Annotated in this window: 17 protein-coding genes; 11 read left to right on the top strand and 6 right to left on the bottom strand. The window is 68.4% G+C overall.

The features are described 5' to 3' along the window. Nucleotides 1-102 precede the first annotated feature (102 nt). The 6 genes from treS to bfr all read left to right on the top strand — a co-directional run bounded on the left by treS (nucleotide 103) and on the right by bfr (nucleotide 12,273). Nucleotides 103-3,426 (top strand): maltose alpha-D-glucosyltransferase, encoded by a 3,324-nt coding sequence (gene treS, locus H0B54_RS04640; protein WP_188259406.1) that lies wholly within the window; start codon nucleotides 103-105, stop codon nucleotides 3,424-3,426. A 107-nt stretch (nucleotides 3,427-3,533) separates the two neighbouring features. Continuing rightward, on the top strand, nucleotides 3,534-5,798 hold the full coding sequence (gene glgB, locus H0B54_RS04635) for a 1,4-alpha-glucan branching protein GlgB (RefSeq protein ID WP_188259405.1): 2,265 nt from the start codon (nucleotides 3,534-3,536) through the stop codon (nucleotides 5,796-5,798). Between the two features lie 175 nt (nucleotides 5,799-5,973). Further along, the gene (gene glgX, locus H0B54_RS04630) at nucleotides 5,974-8,124 is read left to right on the top strand and encodes a glycogen debranching protein GlgX (protein WP_188259404.1); all 2,151 of its coding nucleotides are present in this window, start codon (nucleotides 5,974-5,976) and stop codon (nucleotides 8,122-8,124) included. Between the two features lie 87 nt (nucleotides 8,125-8,211). Then, nucleotides 8,212-9,249: a response regulator gene (locus H0B54_RS04625; RefSeq protein ID WP_188259403.1), complete on the top strand. Its 1,038-nt coding sequence runs from the start codon at nucleotides 8,212-8,214 to the stop codon at nucleotides 9,247-9,249. A 225-nt stretch (nucleotides 9,250-9,474) separates the two neighbouring features. Then, nucleotides 9,475-11,664, top strand: coding sequence for a 4-alpha-glucanotransferase (gene malQ, locus H0B54_RS04620; RefSeq protein WP_188259402.1), 2,190 nt, complete (start codon nucleotides 9,475-9,477; stop codon nucleotides 11,662-11,664). A gap of 123 nt (nucleotides 11,665-11,787) precedes the next feature. Then, entirely contained in the window at nucleotides 11,788-12,273 is a 486-nt protein-coding gene (gene bfr, locus H0B54_RS04615; RefSeq protein ID WP_094302299.1) for a bacterioferritin, read from the top strand. A 37-nt stretch (nucleotides 12,274-12,310) separates the two neighbouring features. Here the strand turns inward: bfr and H0B54_RS04610 are convergent, their stop codons facing one another. Then, nucleotides 12,311-12,775: a hypothetical protein gene (locus H0B54_RS04610; RefSeq protein ID WP_343068893.1), complete on the bottom strand. Its 465-nt coding sequence runs from the start codon at nucleotides 12,773-12,775 to the stop codon at nucleotides 12,311-12,313. 141 nt (nucleotides 12,776-12,916) lie between these two features. Continuing rightward, entirely contained in the window at nucleotides 12,917-13,357 is a 441-nt protein-coding gene (locus H0B54_RS04605) for a hypothetical protein (RefSeq protein ID WP_246472320.1), read from the bottom strand. 404 nt (nucleotides 13,358-13,761) lie between these two features. Between H0B54_RS04605 and H0B54_RS04600 the strand changes: the two genes are divergently transcribed. Then, a complete protein-coding gene (locus tag H0B54_RS04600; RefSeq protein WP_188259401.1) occupies nucleotides 13,762-14,445 on the top strand; it encodes a hypothetical protein in 684 nt (227 codons plus the stop codon). A 98-nt stretch (nucleotides 14,446-14,543) separates the two neighbouring features. Beyond that, entirely contained in the window at nucleotides 14,544-15,857 is a 1,314-nt protein-coding gene (locus H0B54_RS04595; RefSeq protein WP_246472319.1) for an exonuclease domain-containing protein, read from the top strand. 19 nt (nucleotides 15,858-15,876) lie between these two features. Here the strand turns inward: H0B54_RS04595 and H0B54_RS04590 are convergent, their stop codons facing one another. Next, the gene (locus tag H0B54_RS04590; protein ID WP_035674278.1) at nucleotides 15,877-16,344 is read right to left on the bottom strand and encodes a YaiI/YqxD family protein; all 468 of its coding nucleotides are present in this window, start codon (nucleotides 16,342-16,344) and stop codon (nucleotides 15,877-15,879) included. A gap of 123 nt (nucleotides 16,345-16,467) precedes the next feature. On the opposite strand from H0B54_RS04590, the gene ettA reads away from it, so the two are divergent. Beyond that, entirely contained in the window at nucleotides 16,468-18,144 is a 1,677-nt protein-coding gene (ettA, locus tag H0B54_RS04585; RefSeq protein ID WP_094302294.1) for an energy-dependent translational throttle protein EttA, read from the top strand. Between the two features lie 50 nt (nucleotides 18,145-18,194). Here the strand turns inward: ettA and H0B54_RS04580 are convergent, their stop codons facing one another. The 3 genes from H0B54_RS04580 to H0B54_RS04570 all read right to left on the bottom strand — a co-directional run bounded on the left by H0B54_RS04580 (nucleotide 18,195) and on the right by H0B54_RS04570 (nucleotide 21,375). Continuing rightward, a complete protein-coding gene (locus H0B54_RS04580) occupies nucleotides 18,195-19,676 on the bottom strand; it encodes a pentapeptide repeat-containing protein (RefSeq protein WP_188259400.1) in 1,482 nt (493 codons plus the stop codon). A 211-nt stretch (nucleotides 19,677-19,887) separates the two neighbouring features. Beyond that, nucleotides 19,888-20,460: an MlaC/ttg2D family ABC transporter substrate-binding protein gene (locus H0B54_RS04575; protein WP_343068892.1), complete on the bottom strand. Its 573-nt coding sequence runs from the start codon at nucleotides 20,458-20,460 to the stop codon at nucleotides 19,888-19,890. Nucleotides 20,461-20,598: 138 nt separating this feature from the next. Then, nucleotides 20,599-21,375 (bottom strand): MlaA family lipoprotein, encoded by a 777-nt coding sequence (locus tag H0B54_RS04570; protein ID WP_188259399.1) that lies wholly within the window; start codon nucleotides 21,373-21,375, stop codon nucleotides 20,599-20,601. 409 nt (nucleotides 21,376-21,784) lie between these two features. On the opposite strand from H0B54_RS04570, the gene H0B54_RS04565 reads away from it, so the two are divergent. Both H0B54_RS04565 and metF read left to right on the top strand, forming a co-directional pair. Continuing rightward, nucleotides 21,785-22,768: an ArsR/SmtB family transcription factor gene (locus H0B54_RS04565; protein WP_094302292.1), complete on the top strand. Its 984-nt coding sequence runs from the start codon at nucleotides 21,785-21,787 to the stop codon at nucleotides 22,766-22,768. Next, nucleotides 22,765-23,646 carry a methylenetetrahydrofolate reductase [NAD(P)H] gene (gene metF / locus H0B54_RS04560; RefSeq protein WP_094302291.1) on the top strand — a complete coding sequence of 294 codons (882 nt, stop codon included), beginning with the start codon at nucleotides 22,765-22,767 and terminating at the stop codon, nucleotides 23,644-23,646. The genes H0B54_RS04565 and metF overlap by 4 nt, the downstream gene beginning before the upstream one ends. The last annotated feature ends 5 nt before the right edge of the window (nucleotides 23,647-23,651 follow it).

Here is a 23,651-nt window from a genome sequence, read left to right as displayed (position 1 = left end):
CTCTCACTGGTTTATGATGTGGCGCGGCTTCCGGATGGGCGTGGGATTCCCCGCCCGTCCGGCGGCCCCGCTCCACCAGACCAGCGGAGCGACGGCGGCGGTATGAAGAACTCGGACAATGGCCGGATCGATCGGAACGACACGCTCTGGTACAAGGACGCGGTCATCTATCAGCTTCACGTTAAGGCGTTTTTCGACGCCGACAACGATGGCATCGGCGACATCGCCGGCCTGACGCAGAAGCTCGACTACATCCAGGAGCTTGGCGTCACCACGCTGTGGCTGTTGCCCTTCTACCCCTCGCCGCTGCGCGACGACGGCTACGACATCGCCGATTACAAGGCGGTCAACCCGTCCTACGGCAATCTCCAGGACTTCAAGCGGTTCCTGCGCGAATGCCACGACCGCGGCCTGCGCGTCATCACGGAACTGGTCATCAACCACACCTCCGACCAGCACCCGTGGTTCCAGCGCGCCCGTCAGGCCAAGCCGGGATCGAACCACCGGAACTTCTACGTCTGGTCCGACACCGACCAGAAGTACCAGGGCACCCGCATCATCTTCTGCGACACGGAAAAGTCCAACTGGACCTGGGATTCCGAGGCGCAGGCCTATTTCTGGCACCGCTTCTACTCGCACCAGCCCGACCTGAACTTCGACAACCCGAAGGTCCTTCAGGAGGTGCTGAACGTCATGCGCTTCTGGCTGGACATGGGGGTGGACGGGCTGCGGCTCGACGCCGTGCCCTACCTGAAGGAGCGCGAGGGCACCAACAACGAGAACCTGCCGGAAACCCACGACGTCCTGAAGGCCATCCGCACGGAGATCGACAAGGGCTACGGCGACCGCATGCTGCTGGCCGAGGCGAACCAGTGGCCGGAGGACGTGCTGCCCTATTTCGGCGACCTGGAGAAGGGCGGGGACGAATGCCACATGGCCTTCCACTTCCCGCTGATGCCGCGCATCTACATGGCCGTCGCCATGGAGGACCGGCACCCCATCGCCGACATCATGCGCCAGACCCCGGACATCCCGGACGAGTGCCAGTGGGCCATCTTCCTGCGCAACCATGACGAGCTGACGCTGGAGATGGTGACCGACCGGGAGCGGGACTATCTCTGGGACTTCTACGCCGCCGACCGGCGGATGCGGATCAACCTGGGCATCCGGCGGCGCCTCGCCCCGCTGCTCCAGAACGACCGCCGCAAGATCGAGCTGCTGAAGAGCCTGCTGCTCTCCATGCCGGGCACCCCGGTGCTCTATTACGGCGACGAGATCGGCATGGGCGACAACATCTATCTCGGCGACCGCGATGGCGTGCGCACACCGATGCAGTGGTCGCCCGACCGCAACGGCGGCTTCTCCCGCGCCGACCCGGCGCGGCTGTATCTGCCGGCGATCCAGGACCCGATCTACGGCTTCCAGGCCATCAACGTCGAGGCGCAGCAGCGCAGCCCGTCGTCTCTCCTGAACTGGATGAAGCGGCTGATCGCCGTCCGCCAGCAGCACAAGGCCTTCGGGCGCGGCCGTTTCCAGCTCCTCTATCCGGGCAACCGCAAGGTTCTGGCCTATCTGCGCTGCCATTCGACGGAGGAGGGCGACGAGGTCATCCTCTGCGTGGCCAACCTGTCCCGTTCCGCCCAGGCGGTGGAGCTGGACCTCAAACAGTTCCGCGGCCGCGTGCCGGTGGAGATGCTGGGCCGGACGGTCTTCCCGCCGGTCGGCGATCTGCCCTATCTCCTGACCATCCCCGCCTACGGCTTCTACTGGTTCGCCCTGGCCGCCGAGGCGGCGCTGCCGTCCTGGCACGAAACGATGCCGGAACCGGTGCCCGACCTGCTGACCATCGTCGTGCGCGACGGCTGGCAAAGCCTGATCAGCGGCCGTGCCGGAGAGGAGCTGGCGCGCGACATCTTGCAGGCCTACCTGCCTCAGCAGCGCTGGTTCGCCGCCAAGGACCGCCGGATCGAGAGCGCGCACATCCCGATGTTCGCGCGGCTCGACGGGCCGGGCGACGGCTTCATGATGGTGCGGGCCGACGTGTCCCTGACCGGCGCCAAGCCGCAGTCCTACTTCCTGCCGCTCGCCATGAGCTGGGAGGAGAACGCCGGCAACACCGGCTGGCCGCTGCTGCCCTACACGCTGGCCAAAGCCCGGCGCGGCCCGCGCACCGGCGCCATCTACGACGCCATGCAGGCCGACGCCTTCACCCGCAGCCTGCTGGCCGCCCTGCGCGAGGGGCGGGAGGTTCCGGCGTCGAGCGGGCGTCTGCGCTTCTCCCCCACAGCCCGCATGGCCGACCTCGCGGTGGACGACGACACCGAGATCCGCCGCCTCGGCGTGGAGCAGAGCAACAGCTCCATTCTGGTCGGCAGCCAGGCCGTGCTGAAGGCGTTCCGCCGCCTGACCCCCGGCGCCCATCCGGAACTGGAGGTCGGACGCTTCCTGACCGAGGTGGCGGGTTTCCAGAACACGCCGCCATTGCTCGGCTCCGTCGAACATGTGGCGGAAGACGGCACGCCCACCGCGCTGGTCGTCCTCCAGGGCTTCGTCCGCAACCAGGGCGACGGCTGGAGCAGCACCGTCGATTCGCTGGTGCGCGAGCTGGACGACATCCGTCTCGGCCTCGCCCACGACCCGGAGGAGCCGACCGAGGGCGAACCCTTCGGCATGCACGGCGCCATGATGGCGACGCTCGGCCAGCGCACGGCGGAACTTCACTGCGCGCTGGCGAAGCGGACCGGCGACCCGGCCTTCGATCCGGAACCGGTCACCGCCGACGACCTGAAAGGTTGGGGCGAGGCCGCCCGCCGTCAGGCCGAGGCCGCCTTCGCCGCGCTGCCCGGCGCCCTCGACCGCCTGGCCCCCGCCGTGCGCGAGCAGGCGGAATCTCTGCTGGCCCGCCGCACCGACGTGATGAACCGGCTGGCCGAGCTGGCCGACACCCCGCCGCAGGGCGACAAGACCCGCATCCACGGCGATTATCATCTGGGGCAGGTGCTGCGCGCCCAGAACGATTGGTACATCATCGACTTCGAAGGCGAGCCGGCGAAATCGCTGGAGGAGCGCCGGGCCAAGCACAGCCCGCTGCGCGACGTGGCGGGGATGCTGCGCTCCTTCAACTACGCCAGTTGGGCGGCGCTGTTCCGGATCGACGAGACGGGCGCGCTGGAGGAGGCCGGTGCTGTGATGGAGGCGGCGCTCGATTGGGAGCGGCGCAGCATGCAGAGCTTCCTGGAGGCCTACCGCGCCGCCATGGGGGCCTGCCCGGACGTGCCGGACGGAACCGCCGCCGACCGCCGCCTGCTGGCGCTGTTCCTGATGGAGAAGGCGCTCTACGAGATCGCCTACGAGGCGGCCAACCGGCCCAACTGGATCGGCATTCCGGTGAAGGGCGTGCTGGGGCTTCTGGACGGCGAGTCCTGAGGCGAAACCCGAAACGGGACATAGGACGCCGCGGGCGTGGTGTGACAAACGCCCCGGCGCTATGTTCACACCCCAAGAACGAGCAAGGGTAAGGGGAAAGTCAGCCGATGCCGAACGACATCCGAACGGGAAACCGTGCCAAGGCGCAGGAAGCGTCGCCGAAGGCCGTGTCGCCGTTGAGCGGCGGCATCGAGGCCATCGTCCGCGCCGACCACGGCGATCCCTTCGCGATCCTGGGCATGCACCAGACCGGCAAGGACCAGCCCGTCGAGGTCCGCGCCTTCATCCCCGGCGCGGAAAAGCTTTGGGTGGTCGACAGCGCGTCGGGCGACCCGGCGGGCGAAGCCGACAAGGTCCACGACGAGGGCTTCTTCGTCGCGGTGCTGCCCGACCGCAAGGAGCGTTTCCGCTACCGTCTGCGCGTCCAGTTCCCGCTGGCGACGGTGGAGTTCGAGGACGCCTACCGCTTCTGGTCCGTCCTGGGCGAGTTGGACATCCATCTGCTGGCCGAGGGCACGCATCTCAAGAGCTTCGAGCGGCTGGGCGCCCACCCGCGGGAGATCGACGGTGTGGCCGGCGTCGCCTTCGCCGTCTGGGCGCCCAACGCCCGGCGGGTCAGCGTCGTCGGCGATTTCTGCGACTGGGACGGGCGGCGCTTGCCGATGCGCAAGCGGATGGAAGCCGGCGTGTGGGAGATCTTCGTGCCCCACGCCACCGTCGGCCAGCGCTACAAGTTCGAGATCAAGGGGGCCGGCGGCGACCTGCTGCCCCTGAAGTCCGACCCCTACGCCTTCCAGGCCGAGTTCCGCCCCCAGACCGCCTCCGTCGTGCACGGCCTGCCATCCTACGACTGGCAGGACGCCGAGTGGCAGCGCACCCGCTCCGCCAGCGCCGACCTGACCGCGCCGATTTCCATCTACGAGGTCCATCTCGGCTCCTGGGCGCGGGTGCCGGAGGAGGGTGACCGTTTCCTCACCTACCGCGAACTGGCCGACCGGCTGGTGCCCTATGTGAAGGATCTGGGCTTCACCCACATCGAGTTGCTGCCGATCACCGAGCATCCCTTCGACGGCTCCTGGGGTTACCAGCCGATCGGCATGTACGCGCCGACCAGCCGCCACGGCACGCCGGAGGACTTCAAGTATTTCGTGGACGCCTGCCACGCGGCGGGGATCGGGCTGCTGCTCGACTGGGTGCCCGGCCATTTCCCGACCGACCCGCACGGGCTGGGCTGGTTCGACGGCACGCACCTCTACGAGCACGCCGATCCGCGCCAGGGCTACCACCAGGACTGGAACACGCTGATCTACAATTTCGGCCGGACGGAGGTGCAGAACTTCCTGCTCGGCAACGCGCTGTTCTGGCTGGAGCATTACCGGTTGGACGGGCTGCGGGTCGACGCCGTGGCCTCCATGCTCTACCTCGACTACAGCCGCAAGGCCGGCGAGTGGATTCCCAACCGCTTCGGCGGGCGCGAGAACCTGGAATCCATCGCCTTCCTCAAGCGGATGAACGAGCTGACCTATGGCCATCACCAGGGGATCATGACGGTGGCCGAGGAATCCACGGCCTGGCCGGCGGTGTCGCGGCCCGTCTATCTCGGCGGGCTGGGCTTCGGCTACAAGTGGAACATGGGCTGGATGCACGACACGCTGGAGTATATGGCGAAGGACCCCATCCATCGCCGCTACCACCACCACCAGCTCACCTTCGGCCTGATCTACCAGTTCTCGGAAAACTTCGTCCTGCCGCTCAGCCACGACGAGGTGGTGCACGGCAAGGGCTCGCTGATCAACAAGATGCCGGGCGACGACTGGCAGAAATTCGCCAACCTGCGCGCCTATTACGGCTTCATGTTCGCCCATCCCGGCAAGAAGCTGCTGTTCATGGGCGGCGAGTTCGGCCAGTGGCGCGAGTGGAGCGAGGCGCGCAGCCTGGACTGGCACCTGCTGGAGGAGCCGCTGCACCAGGGGCTTCACGCCCTGGTGCGCGACTTGAACCGCATGTACCGCGGCCTGAAGCCGCTGCACCAGACCGACTGCGACCCGGCGGGCTTCGAATGGATCGAGGCCAACGACAGCGACAACTCCGTCCTCGCCTTCCTGCGCAAGAGCGGGGAGGACCCGGAGCACCATGTGGTCGTGGTCTGCAACTTCACCCCGATGCCGCGCGACGGCTACCGCGTCGGCGTCACCCTGCCGGGCCGGTACGAGGAGGTGCTGAACACCGACGCTCCGGAGTACGGCGGCAGCGGGGTCGGCAACGCCGGCGGCGTGGCGAGCGAGGAGACGGCGTGGCATGGCCGTCCGCATTCCATCACCCTGACGCTGCCGCCGCTGGGCACGCTGGTGCTGGAGCGGAAGGCAGGATAGCGGGCGTTTCAATCAAAGGGAGGAGGGAAGAGCGGCGTTCCGCACTTGACGCGACCGGCGTGCCGCTCCTTTATTGCAACTGGTGGCTATCCGCTTCGGCTAGGTCACCTGCTGCGCTCAACGCAAGCCGTTTGCGGTTCCGCCCGATGTCCGTGCCCGTGGTGAGTCTGCCCTGATGTCCATCTCCACCGCCACGCGCACCGCCGTCTGGCCCGGCAAGCCCTATCCGCTGGGAGCCAATTGGGACGGGTTCGGGGTCAATTTCGCCCTGTTCTCCGCCCACGCCGAGAAAGTCGAGCTATGCCTGTTCGACCAGACCGGCCAGCGCGAGGTCGAGCGGGTCGTCCTGCCGGAGCACACCGACGAGGTCTGGCACGGCTATCTGCCGGACGCCCGGCCCGGCCTGCTCTACGGCTACCGCGTCCACGGGCCGTACGAGCCGCTGGCGGGACACCGCTTCAACCCGAACAAGCTGCTGCTCGACCCCTACGCCAAGGCGCTGTTCGGGCCGTTCCGCTGGTCGGACGCCCATTACGGCTATCGCGTCGGCTCGACGCGCGAGGATTTGTCCTTCGACCGGCGCGACAACGCGCGCGGCATGCCGAAGTGCCGGGTGGTCGACCGCGCCTTCACCTGGGGGCACGACCGGCACCCGGCGGTTCCCTGGTCGGACACGGTCATCTACGAGACGCATGTCGGCGGCTTCACCATGCGCCACCCTGAGGTGCCGGCCCCGCTGCGCGGCACCTTCGCCGGCATGTCCACCCACGCGGTGATCGACTATCTCAAGGCGCTGGGCATCACCTCGGTGGAGTTCCTGCCGGTGCAGTCCTTCGCCGACGACCGGCATCTGGTCGGGCAGGGGTTGCGCAACTACTGGGGCTACAACAGCGTCGGCTTCTTCGCGCCCGAGCCGCGCTACATGACCACCGGCGTGCTGTCGGAGTTCAAGACCATGGTCGCCCGCCTGCACGAGGCGGGGATCGAGGTTATCCTCGACGTGGTCTACAACCACACGGGCGAGGGCAACCATCTCGGCCCCACCCTGTCCTTCAAGGGCATCGACAACCTCAGCTACTACCGGCTTCTGCCCGACAACCCGCGCTTCTACATCAACGACACCGGCACCGGAAACACCCTGAATCTCAGCCACCCGCGCGTGCTCCAGATGGTCATGGACAGCTTGCGCTACTGGGTGACGGAGATGCATGTCGACGGCTTCCGCTTCGACCTCGCCACCGTGCTGGCGCGGGAGCCCTACGGGTTCGACCCCGGCTCGGGATTCCTCGATGCCGTGCGGCAGGACCCTGCGCTGGCCGACGTGAAGCTGATCGCCGAGCCGTGGGACGTCGGTCCCGGCGGCTATCAGGTCGGCAACTTCCCGCCGGGCTGGGCCGAGTGGAACGACCGCTACCGCGACACCGTGCGCCGCTACTGGCGCGGCGACGACGGCATGCTGCCGGAACTGGCGGGGCGCATCGCCGGCTCGTCGGACCTGTTCGAGAAGCGCGGGCGGCGGCCCTGGTCGTCGGTGAACTTCGTCACGGCGCATGACGGCTTCACCCTGCACGACCTCGTCTCCTACAACGACAAGCACAATTGGGCCAACGGCGAGGACAACCGCGACGGCCATTCCGCCAACCATTCCTGGAACCACGGGGTGGAAGGGGAGACCGACGACCCGGCGATCCGCGAGGCCCGCGCGAGGCAGAAGCGCAACCTGCTGGCCACCCTGTTCCTGTCCCAGGGCACGCCGATGATGCTGGCCGGCGACGAGATCGGCCACAGCCAGAAGGGCAACAACAACGCCTATTGCCAGGACAACGAGACCTCCTGGCTCGACTGGGCGCGGCTGAAGGGCGAGGGCGGGCCGATGCTGGCCTTCGTCAAGCGGCTGATCGCGCTGCGCAAGGCGCATCCGGTGCTGCGCCGCCCGGTGTTCCTGCACGGCCGCCGCACCTCCGCGGACGGTTTGAAGGACATCGTCTGGTACACGCCGCAAGGGGTGGAGAAGTCGGCGGAGGATTGGCGCAACAGTCACGCGCGCTGCATCATGCTGCTGCTGAACGGCCATGCCGGAAGCTACACGGGGGTGGACGGGGCGCCGCAGGACGACGGGGTGCTTCTGATCGTGCTGAACGCCCACACCGACACGGTCAACGTCACCCTGCCGGAGGTGCCCGACGCGCGCGGCTGGCGCTGCGTGCTCGACACCCGCGTGGCGGATGGGGCCGGCGACGGGCGGATGCAACTGGCCGGGCGGACGATGCCGGTGGACGGGCGGACCGCGCTGGTGTTCGTGCAGGTCGAATCGCCCGGTCGTTGATGCGGGTCAATAGGTGGTTTTTTCCGCCTGTGCTAACGTCCTGGCCGGGGGTGGCCTTTCCACCTCCGGTTTCCGCGGAACCGACGCATGCCCGAATACGACTATTCCCTGGTTGATGCCGCCATCATCGACACGCAGTCGAACACCCAGCGCGTCCTGCGCGAGGTGCTGGGGCGGTTGGGGATGAAGCGGGCGGAGACCTACGGCTCGGTCCGAGACGCGGCGGACATGGCGGCGGCGGCCACCCCCGACCTGATCCTGCTGGACATCGATGGGGAGGAGGCGGAGGCGCTGCGCCTCATCCGCCGCCTGCGCAACGAGCCGGACACCCGCAACCCCTACGCCTGCATCGTCGCCACGACGTGGCAGCCGACGCCGCTTCTGGTCATGCGCGTCACCAACGCCGGGGCCGACGATCTGCTGGTGAAGCCGGTGTCGCCCAAGCAGGTGCAGGAGCGGTTGGCCGCCCTGATCGAATCGCGCAAGAAATTCGTGGTGACCGCCGACTACACCGGCCCCGACCGGCGCAAGTCGCCGCGCGAAGGCGCCCAGGTGCCGCTGCTCGACGCGCCGAACACGCTGCGGCTGAAGGCCACCAACCGCTGGGCGCACATCAACGCCCGGCAGCTCATGGCCGAAGCCAACCACTTCGTCAACGAACAGAAGCTGCTTCGCATCAGCGTCCAGGTCGCCTTTCTGATCGAGTTCGCCGCCACCGGCCTGACCGCCCGTCCGCCGGAGCGCATGGCGGTGGAGCATCTGGCCCGCGTCCCCGCCTTCCTCGACGACCTGCTCCGCCGCCTCGACGACCTGAGCGAGCCGGGGCCGGCGGAATCGGTCGCCAAGTCCCTGAAGATGATGGCCGAGCGGCTGCGCCTCCAGGCCGAATCGGGCGCCGCCGCGCTGGAGGAAGTGGAGAGCGTGCGCTCGCTCGCCCGCGACCTGATGCGGGCGGTGGATTCGAACCGTTCCCTGGAAGCGATGATGGCGGAGGTCGCCGCCGCCGTGACCGGTTACCGCGCCCGTCTGGAGCAGATCGCGCAGGCCAAGGCGGAGGCCGCGCGGGCGGCGACGGTCGTGCCCGCGGCGAATGGCGATGCCGCGAAAGAGGCGGTCGGGCCGTGATCCCGCAAATGGTGAGCCGCTGAAGGCCTAACCCGGATCATCCAGGGTTGCGGCGCGTTGTCACCCTTGCCCCGTCGCCGCGCGCGAAAGCGTTGCGGTCAATATGAAAATTCGAATGTTCGGGGCTGGACGGAATCGGCCCGACGCGCAATGCTCGCGCGCAGGCCGTTGCGGCCAGAATGACGCCACCAAGACGCCACGACCGATAACCGCGGGGACCCCTGAATGAGCGATCTCGACCGGCTTGCCGAACGGCTTGGCATCGAGCCCTTCTACCATGACATCTGGGGCAACCGGCGCGAGACCTCCGACGCGACGAAGCGGGCTTTGTCCGCCGCCATGGGCTATCCCGCCGGCAGTGGCGAGGAACTGGCGGCGAGCCTGCACGCGGTGGAGGACCGGGCGTGGCGGCGCATGCTGCCCCCCGTCCTGGTGATCGACGAGGGCGCGCCGCTCAGCCTCGCCCTGGCCGTTCCGGCCGGGCTGGAGGACGCCGAACTGACCTGGACGTTGACCGAGGAGGGCGGGCTCGCCCACCGCGCCTCGCTGCGCGTCGGCAACCTGCCGCTGGCCGAGCAGCGGGTGCTCGACGGTGTGGCCTACGAGCGGCGCACCGTCTCGACCCGCCTGCCGCCGACCTTGCCGCTCGGCTATCACCGTTTGTCGGTGGTGATCCGGCCCCAGGGCGTGGGCGGGGCGCTGGAGGGTGGCACGGTGCTGATCGTCACGCCGCAGCGCTGCCTGACGGTGGAGGATGTGGTGCCCGGCGGACGCACCTGGGGCATCGGACTGCAGCTCTACGCGCTGACGAGCGGCGACGACTGGGGCATCGGCGACTTCGACGATCTCGGGCGCTTCGCCGAGACGGCGGCGGGGCTCGGGGCCGGGCTGGTCGGGCTGAATCCGCTGCACGCGCTGTTCCCGGCCGACCCCAACCACATCGGCCCCTATTCGCCGAGCAGCCGGACCTTCCTCAACATCCTCTACATCGACGTGGAGCGGGTGCCGGAACTGGCGGCCACGCCGCAGGCGCAGGCTCTGATCGCGTCGGAGGAGTTCCGGCAGCGGCTGGCCGCCGTGCGGGCGACGGAGCTGGTGGACTATCCCGCCGTCTCCGCCCTGAAGATGCCGGTTCTGGAGGCGCTGCACGCCACCTTCCGCGCGCTCGGCGAGAGCGACACGCGGCGGCAGGATTTCGAGGCGTTCCGGCGCGAGATGGGCGAGCCGCTGCGCCGCCACGCCGTGTTCGAGGCGCTGCACGAGCATTTCTACCGCCGCGACCCGTCCCAGTGGATGTGGCGGACCTGGCCGCCGGCGTTCCAGATTCCGGACAGTCCGGAGGTCCAGGCCTTCGCCGCCGAGCAGGCCGAGCGGGTGGCGTTCTTCGAGTATCTGCAATGGGAGGCCGACCGTCAGCTGGGCACGGCGGCGGAGCGCGGGCGGCGGGCCGGGCTGCCCATCGGCTTCTACCGCGACCTCGCCGTGGCGGCGCATCCCGGCGGCGCGGCGGCCTGGGGCGAGTCGGACATCCTGGTGCAGGGGGCCAACGTCGGCGCGCCGCCGGACCAGTTCAACATGAAGGGGCAGAACTGGGGCCTCGCCCCGCTGTCGCCGGTGGGCCTGCGCGAATCGGCTTACGGCAGCTTCATCGCCATGCTGCGCGCCAACATGCGCCACGCCGGGGCGCTGCGCATCGACCATGTGATGGCCCTGCAGCACCTGTTCTGGATCCCGGCGGACGGCAGCGACGGCGCCTATGTCGAGTACCCGTTCGAGGACCTGCTGCGGATCATCGCGCTGGAAAGCCGGCGCAACCGCTGCATCGTCATCGGCGAGGATCTCGGCACCGTGCCGGAGGGCTTCCGCCCGGCGCTGGAGCGGGCCGGCATCCTCAGCTACCGCGTGCTCTATTTCGAGCGCAGCGCCGACGGCGGGTTCAAGGCGCCGCAGGAGTATCCCGCCGGGGCCATGGTCACGGTGACCACCCACGACCTTGCCACCTTCAAGGGCTTCTGGACCAACCGGGACCTCGACTGGCGCGCCCGGCTGGACCTCTATCCCGACGAGGCCGCGAGGAACAAGGACGCCTGGGACCGCGGCGTGGACCGCTGGTGGATGCTCCAGGCGCTGGAGCGCGAAGGGCTTCGTCCGGCCAGCTACCCGAACAACGAGGGCTCGCAACCCTTCTCCCGCGAGCTGATGGAGGCGGTCCACCGCTACCTCGCCCGCTCGCCGGGCCGCATCGCCATGGTGCAGATCGAGGACGCGCTGGGCGAGGTGGAGCAACCGAACCTGCCGGGCACCGTGGACCAGCACCCCAACTGGCGCCGCCGCCTGGGCGTGCCGGTGGAGGCGATGGCCGAGGACGAGGGGCTGCGCCGCTTGGCCGAGGCGGTTCGCAGCGAGCGGCCCTGAAGCCAGCCGAACCGGAAGCCGATTGCCATCCAGCGGTATTGGCTTACACTTCCCGTCAGTCGTCGGGCAAAAGAACAGCGCGCCGTGCGCCACGCCGCGCGGCCAATCAAGACGGAGGGGTAAATGAAAGGTGATCCGAAGGTTATCCGGCACCTCAACACGATTCTGACGAACGAGCTGACGGCCATCAACCAGTATTTCCTGCACGCCCGCATGTTGAAGAACTGGGGCCTGCACCGTCTGGCGCACAAGGTCTACGAGGAATCCATCGGCGAGATGAAGCACGCCGACAAGCTGATCGAGCGTATCCTGTTCCTGGAAGGTCTTCCCAACCTTCAGGACCTGCACAAGCTGAAGATCGGCGAGGATCTGCCGGAGATGTTCACCTCCGACCTGGGTATCGAGAGCCACAACCGCGGCAATCTGCTGGAGGCCATCGCCGACTGTGATGCGGTGCGCGACTTCCAGAGCCGCGAGATCTTCCGGGAGATCCTGGAGGAAACCGAAGAGCACATCGACTGGCTGGAGACCCAACTCGACCTGATCCAGCGTGTGGGCCTGACCGCCTACCAGCAGGAGCAGATCTACGGCGAGGACTCCTCCTCCTAAGCGATGGCTTCCTAAGCGATGGGAAGCGGTCCGCCGCCTAGACGGACATTCCAGCCGACGCACCGGCCGCATAGGCCGCGGCGTCGGCCTTGCGGTAGGCGGTGATGGCGGCGGACCAGGGCTCGATGTGCAGGCCGCTGCCCATCGCGTCCTGATGAATGCTTTGCGCGATGAACGCGGCGTTGGGGGTTGCGCTCAGCCGCGGCGATGCTCCGGTCACCGGGCCATCGTCACCCTCCGCATCGTCCAGCGCAAATTTCGCGGAGGAACCGGCACGGCCGGCGCGGTTGCCTTGCGCTCCGTCAAGCTCCGTCCGCTTTCCGCTTCTCAGCGCATCGTCGGTGGTTGAGACGTCCTCGGACCGCCGACGCTCCTCGTCCCCCGGCACGCGCCGGATCGGCAGCACCGCGATGGCCTCGCTGGCCAGCATCTGCCGGATGCGGCTCATCCCGGACAGGGACGGCGTGCCGGATGGCGATGGAAGGGACGGGATGCTGGACACGGGGACGTGACGGGTTGTGGAAGGTCCTGGTCCCGCATGGTATCAGCGCAAACCTTCCCGATGCCTTAAAAAATTCGGGCAGAGGCGCAGCGCCGTGGTGGTTGTCCATCCGACGGCGCCGAGGGTTGCGGTTCGAAGGGCTTAAGACCCTTTGCGGGCGCGGACGTTGCGGCGGACGACCGATTGCGCTTCCACGACCAGATCGCTGCCGCCCAGGACACGGGTGAAGAGCGCCTTCACGGTCGCCCGGCCATGCACCGTCAGCACGCCGCTGTTCGTGTCGTCCTCAATCCTCAGCGCGGCGGCGTGGGCGCCGAGGAAGCTCTTGGAAAAGGCGTTGTCGAAGAAGGTGCGGATGTGGCCGTCGCGCTGGTCGTCAAACATGACCCGTCCGCCGGCCAGAGCCGCCGCGTCGACCGCCTGCGCCAAGCGGGCTTGCACCGCATAGCCGCGCACCGTCTCCATGGTGTAGCCGGCGCCCACCGCCAGGGGAAGGCCGAGCGCGACGATCAACGCCAGCGCAAGCCTGCGCCCGGACCGCCGTTCCTGCCGATGCTGGAGCGCGTAAGGCTGGTAGACCATCACCATCGCCGGACCTAAAAAAATGTGAAGGAGAACGCAAGATCAAATCTGCCGAACTTGCCTTAATGAGCGATTAACAACGGCCGAATAAGTCTTTGAATGTTTAAAGGCGTGATAACGAGAGCGTGTGTTCGTTCGCTCTTTCTCTCATTGTTATTTTGAGTTGCGTAAACCTTTTTATCGTTATGGGGATAAAATGGTTCGAAATTCGTACTAAATCCTGTGCGCGGGCCATCATGCGAGGCCGCCAGAGACCATAAGGATTCCGCCCCGCACCGGAAGGGGGAAAAAGAAGGATCGGCCATGCGACTGGGCGATGCGCCGAAAGGATGCGGGAATAAAGCCGCCCCTCCCAGCGTCCACGAACCACCATCGTCTGAACAACAAGGCAGGGGAGGGCACCTATGGTCCGCACCATCATCGGGGCTGGAATCGGCGTCGCGGTTGCCGCGGCGGTTCTGCTGACGGCGGCACAAGCACCGGCGCAAACGTCCGGCGGTTCCGCGGGCATGAGCTTCTTCGTCACCAGCGTCGGATCGGGGAAGGGCGCCGACCTGGGCGGGCTGGAGGGTGCGGACCGCCATTGCCGGCAATTGGCGCAGGCTGTCGGGGCGGGGAACCGCGACTGGAAGGCCTATCTGTCCACCCAGGCAGCGGATGGCCGGCCCGCGGTGAACGCCCGCGACCGCATCGGCGCCGGCCCCTGGCAGAACGCCAAGGGGCAGGTGATCGCCCGCAGCGTGGAGGACCTGCACGCCACCAATGGCCTGACCAAGCAGACTGGACTCACCGAAACCGGCGAGCCGGTCAAAGGCCGCGGCGACACCCCCAACACCCACGACATCCTGACCGGCAGCCAGCCGGACGGCACGGCCTTCGGCGGTGCGGAGGACATGACCTGCGGCAACTGGACCCGCAGCGGGACGGAGGGCGCCGCCATGGTCGGTCACCACGACCGCATGGGGCTCGGCGACGATCCCTCGGCCAAATCCTGGAACAGCTCGCACCTGACGCGGGGCGGTTGCAGCCAGGACGCCTTGAGGAGCACGGGCGGCGCGGGGCTGTTCTACTGCTTCGCCGCCGATTAGCGGGGCAGGAGCGGGAGGGCTGACCCGCCCGCTCCCTTTCCGCTTGCGCCCGGGGGCGCTACAGTCCCGACTTCCTGACGGTGTGTGGAGGCGGCCCGATGCGGGGCGGGGCGTGGCGTTCGGCGGTTCTGGGCATTGCGGTGGCGGGCATGGCGCTCGCCTTCCTGGGGGTGGAGATCGGGCGGCTGGCCGTCGCCGACCCCGAGCGTTCGTTGCTGGACATGGGGGCGGTCGGGCTCGGCGTGCTGGCGCTGTGGATGGCCTTCGCCCGGCTGAACCGCCATTTCCGCGATCTGGGGCGGCTGCGCGAGGCCCTGTCGGCGTGGCGCGGGCGCAGCGCCGCCTCCCTCGCCGCCGACGCCAAGGAGGACGAGGCCGGCGACCTCGCCCGGGCGGCGGCGGAGGCCTTGCGCCATGGCCGTCACGGGGAGCACCGCCCGGGCGAGCGGCTGGCCGGCGTGATCGCCGCGCTGGAGGAGCCGGTGGTGGTGCTCGATGATTTCGGGCGGATCGACACGCTGAACCCTGCGGCCTCCGCCCATCTCGGGCTGGCTGCGGGGGCCGACATCTACGACCACCTGTCGCGCCCCGAGTTGTTCCGCGCCATCGAGCGGGCGCGCGAGGACGGCCAAATGGTTTCGGCCCTGCTGCGCCGCGCCCAGGGGGGCGAGGTGCCGGTGCGGGTCAAGGATCTGGGGCTTCAATCGGGCATCGCCCTGGTCTTCCCGGCGAAGGTGGGGGAGGCGCAGCCGCTGCTGTCCGGCGAGCGTCTGGTCCTGCGCCCGAACGCCCGGCCCGTCCATTTCGGCGACGAGGAACCGCTGCTGGCCCTGCCGATGGTCAGCCTGTGGGTCGCCACAGCCACCGGGCGTCCGGAGGAGGGTCCAGTCGTCGCGGTGGGCACGGTGCGGATGGTCGGGCCGCGCGTCTTCCGCAGCCTGTCGCTGGAGCTGTTCATCGATTCCGGCGCGCCCATCCCGGCAGAAGGCACCGCGATCCACGGCGTAGCCACGGCGATGGTGGAGGGCGCGCGCCCCTTCGCCGCGGCCTGGCCGGTGATCGCCGACACCCTGCGCGGCTGCGCCGTGGTGGGCGTGGACGTGGATGCATCGCTCGGCACGCTGGCCCGCGCCTGCCGGGACGCCGGCCTGCCGGAGCCGGAGGCTCCGCCGGCGCTCGACCTCGCGCGGCTCGCCGCGGCGCTCGACCCGGCGTTGGAGGGCGCATCCCTCGACCGGCTGGCCGCCGCCTTCGGCATCGCCACGGACCGCCGCATGGGTCCCTTCGCCCCCGCACTGGTGGAGGCGGAATTGGCGGCGGCGCTGCTGACGCGGCTGGACCGGCAGGGAATCGCCACGCACGGGCAGGCGCGGGCCTTTGCCGCCGGTCAGGCCGGCGCGCTGCCGGAGTGATCACTGCCCAAGCAACCGCTCAGCGCCATTTCGGCCGCCGCCCGGCCTTCAGCGCCTGCACCGCCTGATCGAGCGTCTGCAGGAACTTCGACTTGTCCTGCTGGCTCATCGGCTTGTTGCCGCCGCTGACCACGCCCATGTCGCGCAGATCCTGCATCAGAGCGCGGGTGGCGATGGCCGAGCCGATGCTGTCGTCGGTGAAGGGGCGGCCGGTCGGGCCGATCACCACGGCGCGCTTCTTGACGCAGCGGTCGGCCAGTTGGATGTCGGCGGTGACCACAATGTCGGCCTCGGTCGCGTGCTCGGCGATCCAATTGTCGGCGGCGTCGAACTCCGACCCGACGACGACCAGTTCCGAGAGGCATTCGTTGGGCAGGCGGAGCGGGCCGTTGCTGACGATCCAGACCTTGATCCCGTTGCGCCCGGCCACCCGGTAAATTTCCGACTTTACTGGGCAGGCGTCGGCATCCACATAAATCTCGACCACCCGGCCTCCCTCCTTCGCCGTTTCATGCCGCGTCCTTATGCGCTAAAACCCTGGACGAGCGAAGTGGCGCCGCGGATGGCGTCCTGAATTTTTCCTTTTTGTGCAGAAGGGTCGGAGCGGCGCATGGCGTCCTATCAATATGTCTATGTGATGAAGGGCCTGTCCAAGGTCTACCCCGGCGGCAAGAAGGTTCTGGACAACATCTGGCTGTCCTTCCTGCCCGGCGTGAAGATCGGCGTCCTCGGCGTCAACGGCGCCGGTAAGTCGACGCTGATGAAGATCATGGCCGGTCTGGACAAGGACTATTCGGGCGAGGCCTGGGCCGCGCAGGGGGCCAAGGTCGGCTACCTGTCGCAGGAGCCGCAACTCGACCCGACGAAGACGGTGCAGGAGAACGTCCTGGAGGCCCTGGCCGAGACCAAGGGCCTGCTGGACCGCTTCAACGCCGTGTCGGAGGCGATGGCCGATCCCGACGCCGACTTCGACGCGCTGCTGGCCGAGCAGGCCGAGCTTCAGGAGAAGATCGACGCCGCCGACGCCTGGGACATCGACCGTACGGTCGAGATCGCCATGGACGCGCTGCGCTGCCCGCCGGGCGACGCCGACGTGACCAAGCTGTCCGGCGGTGAGCGCCGCCGCGTCGCGCTGTGCAAGCTGCTTCTGGAGAAGCCCGACCTGCTTCTGCTCGACGAGCCGACCAACCATCTCGACGCCGAGTCCGTGGCGTGGCTGCAGAAGCACCTGGAGGACTACAAGGGCACCGTCGTCCTGGTCACCCACGACCGTTACTTCCTCGACAACGTGACGGGCTGGATCCTCGAACTCGACCGTGGGTCGGGCATTCCCTACGAGGGCAACTACTCCTCCTGGCTGGAGCAGAAGCAGAAGCGCCTGGAGCAGGAAGGCCGCGCCGAGGAGGCCCGCCAGAAGCAGCTCGCCACCGAGCTGGAGTGGATCCGGCAGTCCCCGCGCGCCCGTCAGGCCAAGAGCAAGGCCCGCATCTCCGCCTACGAGACGCTGCTGGCCGAGAGCGGCAAGGAGACGACGGGCGAGGCCCGCATCGTCATCCCGACGCCGCCGCGCCTGGGCAACGTCGTCATCGAGGCCGAGAGCATCAACAAGGGCTTCGGCGACCGCCTGCTGATCGACGGCCTGTCCTTCCGCCTGCCGCCGGGCGGCATCGTCGGCGTGATCGGCCCGAACGGCGCCGGCAAGACCACCCTGTTCCGCATGATCACCGAGCAGGACGGGCCGGACGCCGGCACCTTCCGCGTCGGCGAGACGGTGAAACTGGGCTATGTCGACCAGAGCCGCGATTCGCTGAACCCGAACAAGACCGTGTGGGAGGAGATCTCCGACGGGCTGGACATCATCGACCTCGGCAAGAAGTCGATGCCCAGCCGCGCCTACGTCTCGTCCTTCAACTTCCGCGGTCCGGACCAGCAGAAGAAGGTCGGCCAGCTCTCCGGCGGTGAGCGCAACCGCGTCCATCTCGCCAAGATGCTGAAGTCCGGCGCCAACGTGCTGCTGCTCGACGAACCGACCAACGATCTGGACGTCGACACGCTGCGCGCCCTGGAAGAGGCGCTGGAGAGCTTTGCCGGCTGCGCCGTGGTCATCAGCCACGACCGCTGGTTCCTCGACCGCCTCGCCACCCATATCCTGGCCTTCGAGGGCGACAGCCATGTGGAGTGGTTCGAGGGCAACTTCGAAGCCTACGAGGCCGACAAGAAGCGCCGCCTGGGCGAGGATGCGGTGAATCCGCACCGCATCAAGTACAAGCCGTTGGTCCGCTCCTAAGCGGCTCCTGCGTCCCCCTCTCCCGCCTCGGGGGAGGGGGCGTCTTCCGGTTACCCTTCCAGCTTCTGATGCTCCAGGAAGGCGGTCTTCAGAAGCTGCTTGAGATCGTCGCCATATTGGTGGAAGCGCACGGAAACCTGCCCTTTCCCCACGCCCTTTTGCACCACCACCATCCGCGCGACAGCCATGATGTCATCCCGTCCGACCATGGACAGGCGGCCCTCGATCATCTCGCCCTCCTCGAACAGATCGTCCGGCGCGTAGAGGCAGACTCCCCCGATCGACCAGTTGCGGGAGGAATGGGCGCCGCGGTCGGTCTGGACGATCAGGCGCGGCTGTGCGTAGCGCTTCTGCGTCCGCCGCTCCTCCGGCGCCGGGGGCGGGGGTGGCGCGGTGTCCACCGTCACCGTGATCCCCGTGCCGTCGAGCTTCGCCCCGCTCAACTTGGCGGAACGAAGCACCGCCTCCTCCATCCGCGCGTCGCGAAGGTCGGCGCCGGTCAGGTTGGCGCCGTCGAAGTTCGCCGGCCAGGGGCGGTCGCCGGACAGGCGGGCGGGGCGGGCGTCGGCACGGGCCAGAACGGCACGGGACAGCCCGGCGCGGCGCAGGTTGGTGCCGTTCAGGCAGGCCTCCGTCAGGTCGGCCCCGATCATCTCCGTGTAGGAGAGGTCGGCCATCTCCAGGCTGGCCTTGCGCAGCCGGACGCCCATCAGGCGGCAGCGGCGCAGCCGCGCGGCGGCGAGCACGCGGCCGGTCAGGTCGGCCCCGATCACCGACACGAGGTCGAGATCGAGATGGCGGCCCTCCGCCCCCTGGCTGTTCACCCACCGCTCATGCTCGGCAACGGCCTCCAGGAACGCCCCAGACGGCATCGGCTTGTACGCCGGCTTGACGATGGCGTGCTCAGGAAGGGAGGCGGGCAGGTAGTTGCGGTCGAGCGTCGCCTCGTCGATGGTCGTGCCGTCGAAGGTCACGCCGTCCAGCGTGGCGCCCCAGAAGTCGGCGCCGACCAGAACGGCCGCGGTCATGTCGGCGCCCGTCAGATCGGCGTCGTTCAGGTCGGCGCCGCTGAGGTCGCAGCCCGTGAAGTTCGCGCCGGCCAGGATGGAGCGCTCCATCTTCGCCTCGGTCAAGCGGGTGACGCCGTCGCTGCGCGGCTTGTCGTCCGTTCCGCTCATCAGCGACCCGGCGCGGAAGTCGGCGCCGCGCAGGTTGGCGTCGGTTAGGATGGCCCGGTGGAGGTTGGCGCCGCGCAGATCGGCCCCAATCAGGGTCGAGGCGGTCAGGTTCGCCCCCTCCATATCGGCGCCGAACAGGTCCGCCTGCGAAAGGTCGGCACGGACGAGGCGGGTGCCGACGAGATTGGCCCCGGCCAGCTTCGCCCCGTTCAGGTTCACCCGATCGAGGTTGAGGCCCGAAAGGTCACGGAAGCTGAGGTCGGCCCGCCGCCCGCCGCGGCGTTTCAGCCACGTCTGGTGGGCGAGGATGATCGCCTTGATCTCTTCGATCTCGTTCGGGGTCCGGTCAGCCATCGGATGGGGCGCCCGCTGCTGCAACACACAAGAGAGGCTACGGGCGCGACCATACCTCTTCCGGAGGTGTTCGTCACGGAAACGCCGTTTGGCCCTTCATGAAAACCAGGAGCGAAGGACATCCAGACATGAAAAAGGGCCGCCCGAAGGCAGCCCTTGAGATCGTAGGTGAAATCGCCCTATTTCGTCGGGCGTTCAGGCCGGTGAAGGATCAGCCGGCGCTGCCCACCTTCTGGCGGAGCGCCTGGAGCAGCCCTTCGACCCGTCCGCCGTTCTGGCCGATGACGGAGGCGAACTCCTGGCGCTGGGTCACCCCCATGCTGACGCCCTCGACCACCACGTCGATGATCTTGTAAGCGGTGTCGCGCTTGCGCACGCGCCAGTCCACATTCACCGGCGGGCCGTTGGGGCGGACGATCTGGGTGGTGACCATGGTGTCCGCTTCGCCTTCCACCCGCGACCCGGTGATGCGGAAAGTCTCGCCGGAATACTCGACGAAGCGGTCGGCGTAGGTGTTGACGATCAGCCGTTCAAACAGCTTCTGGTATTCGTCGTGCTGCTGCGGCGTGGCGGAGTTCCAGTAGCGGCCCAGCACCCAGCGCCCGATGTAGGCCACGTCGAAGCCCTGATAGAGCAGGCCGCGGAAGCGCTGGACCGCTTGCTCGCGCGACAGGCTCTTGTTCGAGAAGGTGGCGACGGCCTCGTTCCCCAGCGATTGGATGAACGCGGTCGCGCCCGGATCAGCCGATTGCGCGGCGGCGGGACGGGCGGCCCAGCTGCTCACCGCGAGCAGGGCCGCGCACACGAGAAACAGGCGACGTGTCAGCATGGCAAGGCAAAAGTGGCTGCCGCGGAGGCTTTGTCAACACTCAATCGGCTGAAGGATCGAGCGCGGACGGTCGCACCGCGGCAGGCCTCCTCCTTATTTCTTGGCGGGTTCGTCGAAATCGGGGAATTCCGGCGTCGCCGGCGCGATGTCGTTGGCGATCGCGGCGCGGCGCTGCTGCGCGTAGAGGCTGCGGGCCGTCGCGTAGAAATCCAGCGAGTTCTTGCGCAGATCGTCGATCTCGCGCAGGAGCTGCGAGCGGCGGTCCAGACCCGCGGCGGCGGTCCGCCCGTACAGCGCGTTGTCCGCCCCGGCGGCGTTGGTGCCGATGCGGAACGGGTCGGCCAGCGTGTCGACGCCGTAGCCCAGCGTGTCGCGGACGTTCGACGGGCCGAGGAACGGCAGCACCACGTAAGGGCCGGGGCCGACGCCCCAGACGCCCAGCGTCTGGCCGAAATCCTCCGGACGGTCGCCGATTCCGGCCTCCGTCGCCACATCGGCGAGGCCACCGAGGCCGAGGATCGTGTTGGTCATGAACCGACCGGTGGCGACCTGCGCACCCTCGAAGTTGCCCTGCAGCAGGTTGTTGGCGATATAGAGCGGGCCGAGCAGGTTCTGGACGAAGTTGTGCACCGCTTGGCGCAGCGGATCGGGGACGACGCCCACATACACTTCCGTCGCTGGACGGATCAGCAGAATGTCCGCGGTCTCGTTGACGGCGAAGACGAATCGGTTGGGAATCTCCAGTGGGTCGCTGACCGTGACGTCGGCTTCGCTGCTGCCGGGCGCGGTCGCGCAGCCCGCCATGCCGAGGGCGACGACGGCCACGGCGGTCGAGCGAAGAAGGGAGCGGGAGAGGTTGGCCAGCTTCATCGGCGACGGCTCTTTCTGGGGACACGACTTTGGGCGGGGCATCCGATTCCGCGGCCCCGTCGCGCCACGTCCGAAGGGTTCGATCCCTCGCCGGGCGGCAACGGACGCTGCCGGACAGGACATCGCCCGGAGAATCCGCGCGATCCCTTTGTTCCGTGCCTAACACAGGCGCCGCCTTTTGACCAGCGTGCCACGCGAGGTCACCATACGGACACCGCCGTATGTGGTAGGATTGCCGCGCCCGTCGCGCCCCAACCGGGCATCCCATCAGCCGGCCCTGTCCGATTGGAAGGGTGATCGGTGAAAACGTGTTTACGCTGCATAAAGATATCTTTATATCTGTATCCCGCATGGTGGGCCGCGGTGGCCCGCCGGCCCTTCGGGGCGTTTCGGGACGGTGCCGGCGGTCATGGACGAACTGCTTGCGACATTGAAGGCGGCGGCGGAAACCACGCGGCTTCGGCTGCTGGCGCTGTGCGCGCATGGCGAGCTGACGGTGACCGAGTTGACCCAGATCCTGGGGCAGAGCCAGCCGCGCGTGTCCCGCCATCTGAAGCTGCTGTGCGACGCCGGTCTTCTGGACCGCTTCCGGGAAGGCACCTTCGCCTTCTACCGGCTGACGGAACGCGGCGCCTCGGCGGAACTGGCGCGGGTGTTGGTCGGCGCGATCCCGTCCGACGACCCGACGTTGACGCTGGACCTGGAGCGGCTGGAAGCGATCAAGCGCGCCCGCTCCGAGGCGGCGGCCAGCTACTTCCGCGAGAACGCCGCCCGTTGGCATGAAATCCGCTCCCTCCACGTCCCGGAACGCGATGTGGAGGAGGCGCTGCTGCGGCTGATCCCCGGCGATGGCGTGGGGGATCTTCTGGACATCGGCACCGGCACGGGCCGTATGCTGGAGGTGCTGGGGCCGCGCGCCCGGCGCGCCGTGGGTGTGGACCAGTCGCGCGAGATGCTGTCCATCGCCCGCACCAAGCTGGAGGATACGGCGCTTCGCCATTGCCACGTGCGGCAGGCGGACATGTACCAGCTTCCCTTCCCATCCGGGTCCTTCGACGCGGCGGTCGTCCATCAGGTGCTGCATTTCGCGGAGGCGCCGGCTGATCTCCTGGCCGAGGCGGCCCGGGTGCTCCGGCCCGGCGGCCTGCTGCTGGTGGTCGATTTCGCCCCCCACGCCTTGGAATCCCTGCGGGCGGAGCATGCGCACCGCCGGCTGGGCTTCTCCGACGCCGAGGTTGCCGCTTGGTGCCGCCAATGCGGTCTGGACTGCGGTGCCGTGGTGCATCTGCCGGGCGAACCGCTTACCGTATCCATCTGGCCGGCGGTGCGCGCCGCGAAGGGCGCATCCCCGGCCGATTCCTCCATCCTCTCCATCAGCGGAGCCCAGTCATGACGTCCGGCATCCCGTCGGTCAGCTTCGAATTCTTCCCGCCCAAGACGGAGAAGATGGAACAGAGCCTGTGGCAGGCGATCCAGCGCTTGGCCCCGCTCGGCCCGTCCTTCGTCTCGGTGACCTACGGGGCCGGCGGCTCGACGCGCGAGCGCACGCACAACACGGTGACGCGCATCCAGAAGGAGACGGGCATCCCCGCCGCAGCCCACTTCACCTGCGTGGGTGCGACGCGCGAGGAGATCGACGCCATCGCCCGCACCTATTGGGATGCCGGCATCCGCCATCTCGTGGCCCTGCGCGGCGATCCGCCGGAGACCGAGGGTGGGGTCGGCGGACGCTACGTCCCGCATCCCGGCGGCTACGCCTACGCCGCCGATCTGGTGGCGGGGATGAGGAAGGTCGCCGACTTCGAGATCTCCGTCGCCGCCTATCCGGAGTCCCATCCGGAGGCGCCGAGCGCTCAGTTCGACCTGGACAACCTGAAGCGCAAGGTGGACGCCGGGGCGACCCGGGCGATCACCCAGTTCTTCTTCGACAACGACGCCTATTTCCGCTTCCTCGACCGCTGCGCCGCCGCTGGCATCACCGTGCCGATCGTGCCTGGCATCCTACCGATCACCAACTTCGCCCGAGCGGTCGAGTTCGCCGGCAAGTGCGGCGCCGCGATGCCGAAGCGCTTCGCCGAGACCTTCGAGGGGCTGGATTCCGATCCGGAGACCCGCCAGCTCGTCGCCGCGACCATGGCCGCGGAGCAGTGCCAGGCGCTCCAGGCCCAGGGCATCAAGGACTTCCATTTCTACACGCTAAACCGCTCGGACCTGACGGTGGCCATCTGCCGGATGCTGGGCGTCAAGGCGAAGCAGCCGGCGGTGTCCTGACCGCC

Origin of the sequence: Azospirillum tabaci (assembly GCF_014596085.1) — a bacterium.
Classification (GTDB): Bacteria; Pseudomonadota; Alphaproteobacteria; order Azospirillales; family Azospirillaceae; genus Azospirillum; species Azospirillum tabaci.
This window is presented reverse-complemented; position numbering and strand designations above follow the sequence as displayed.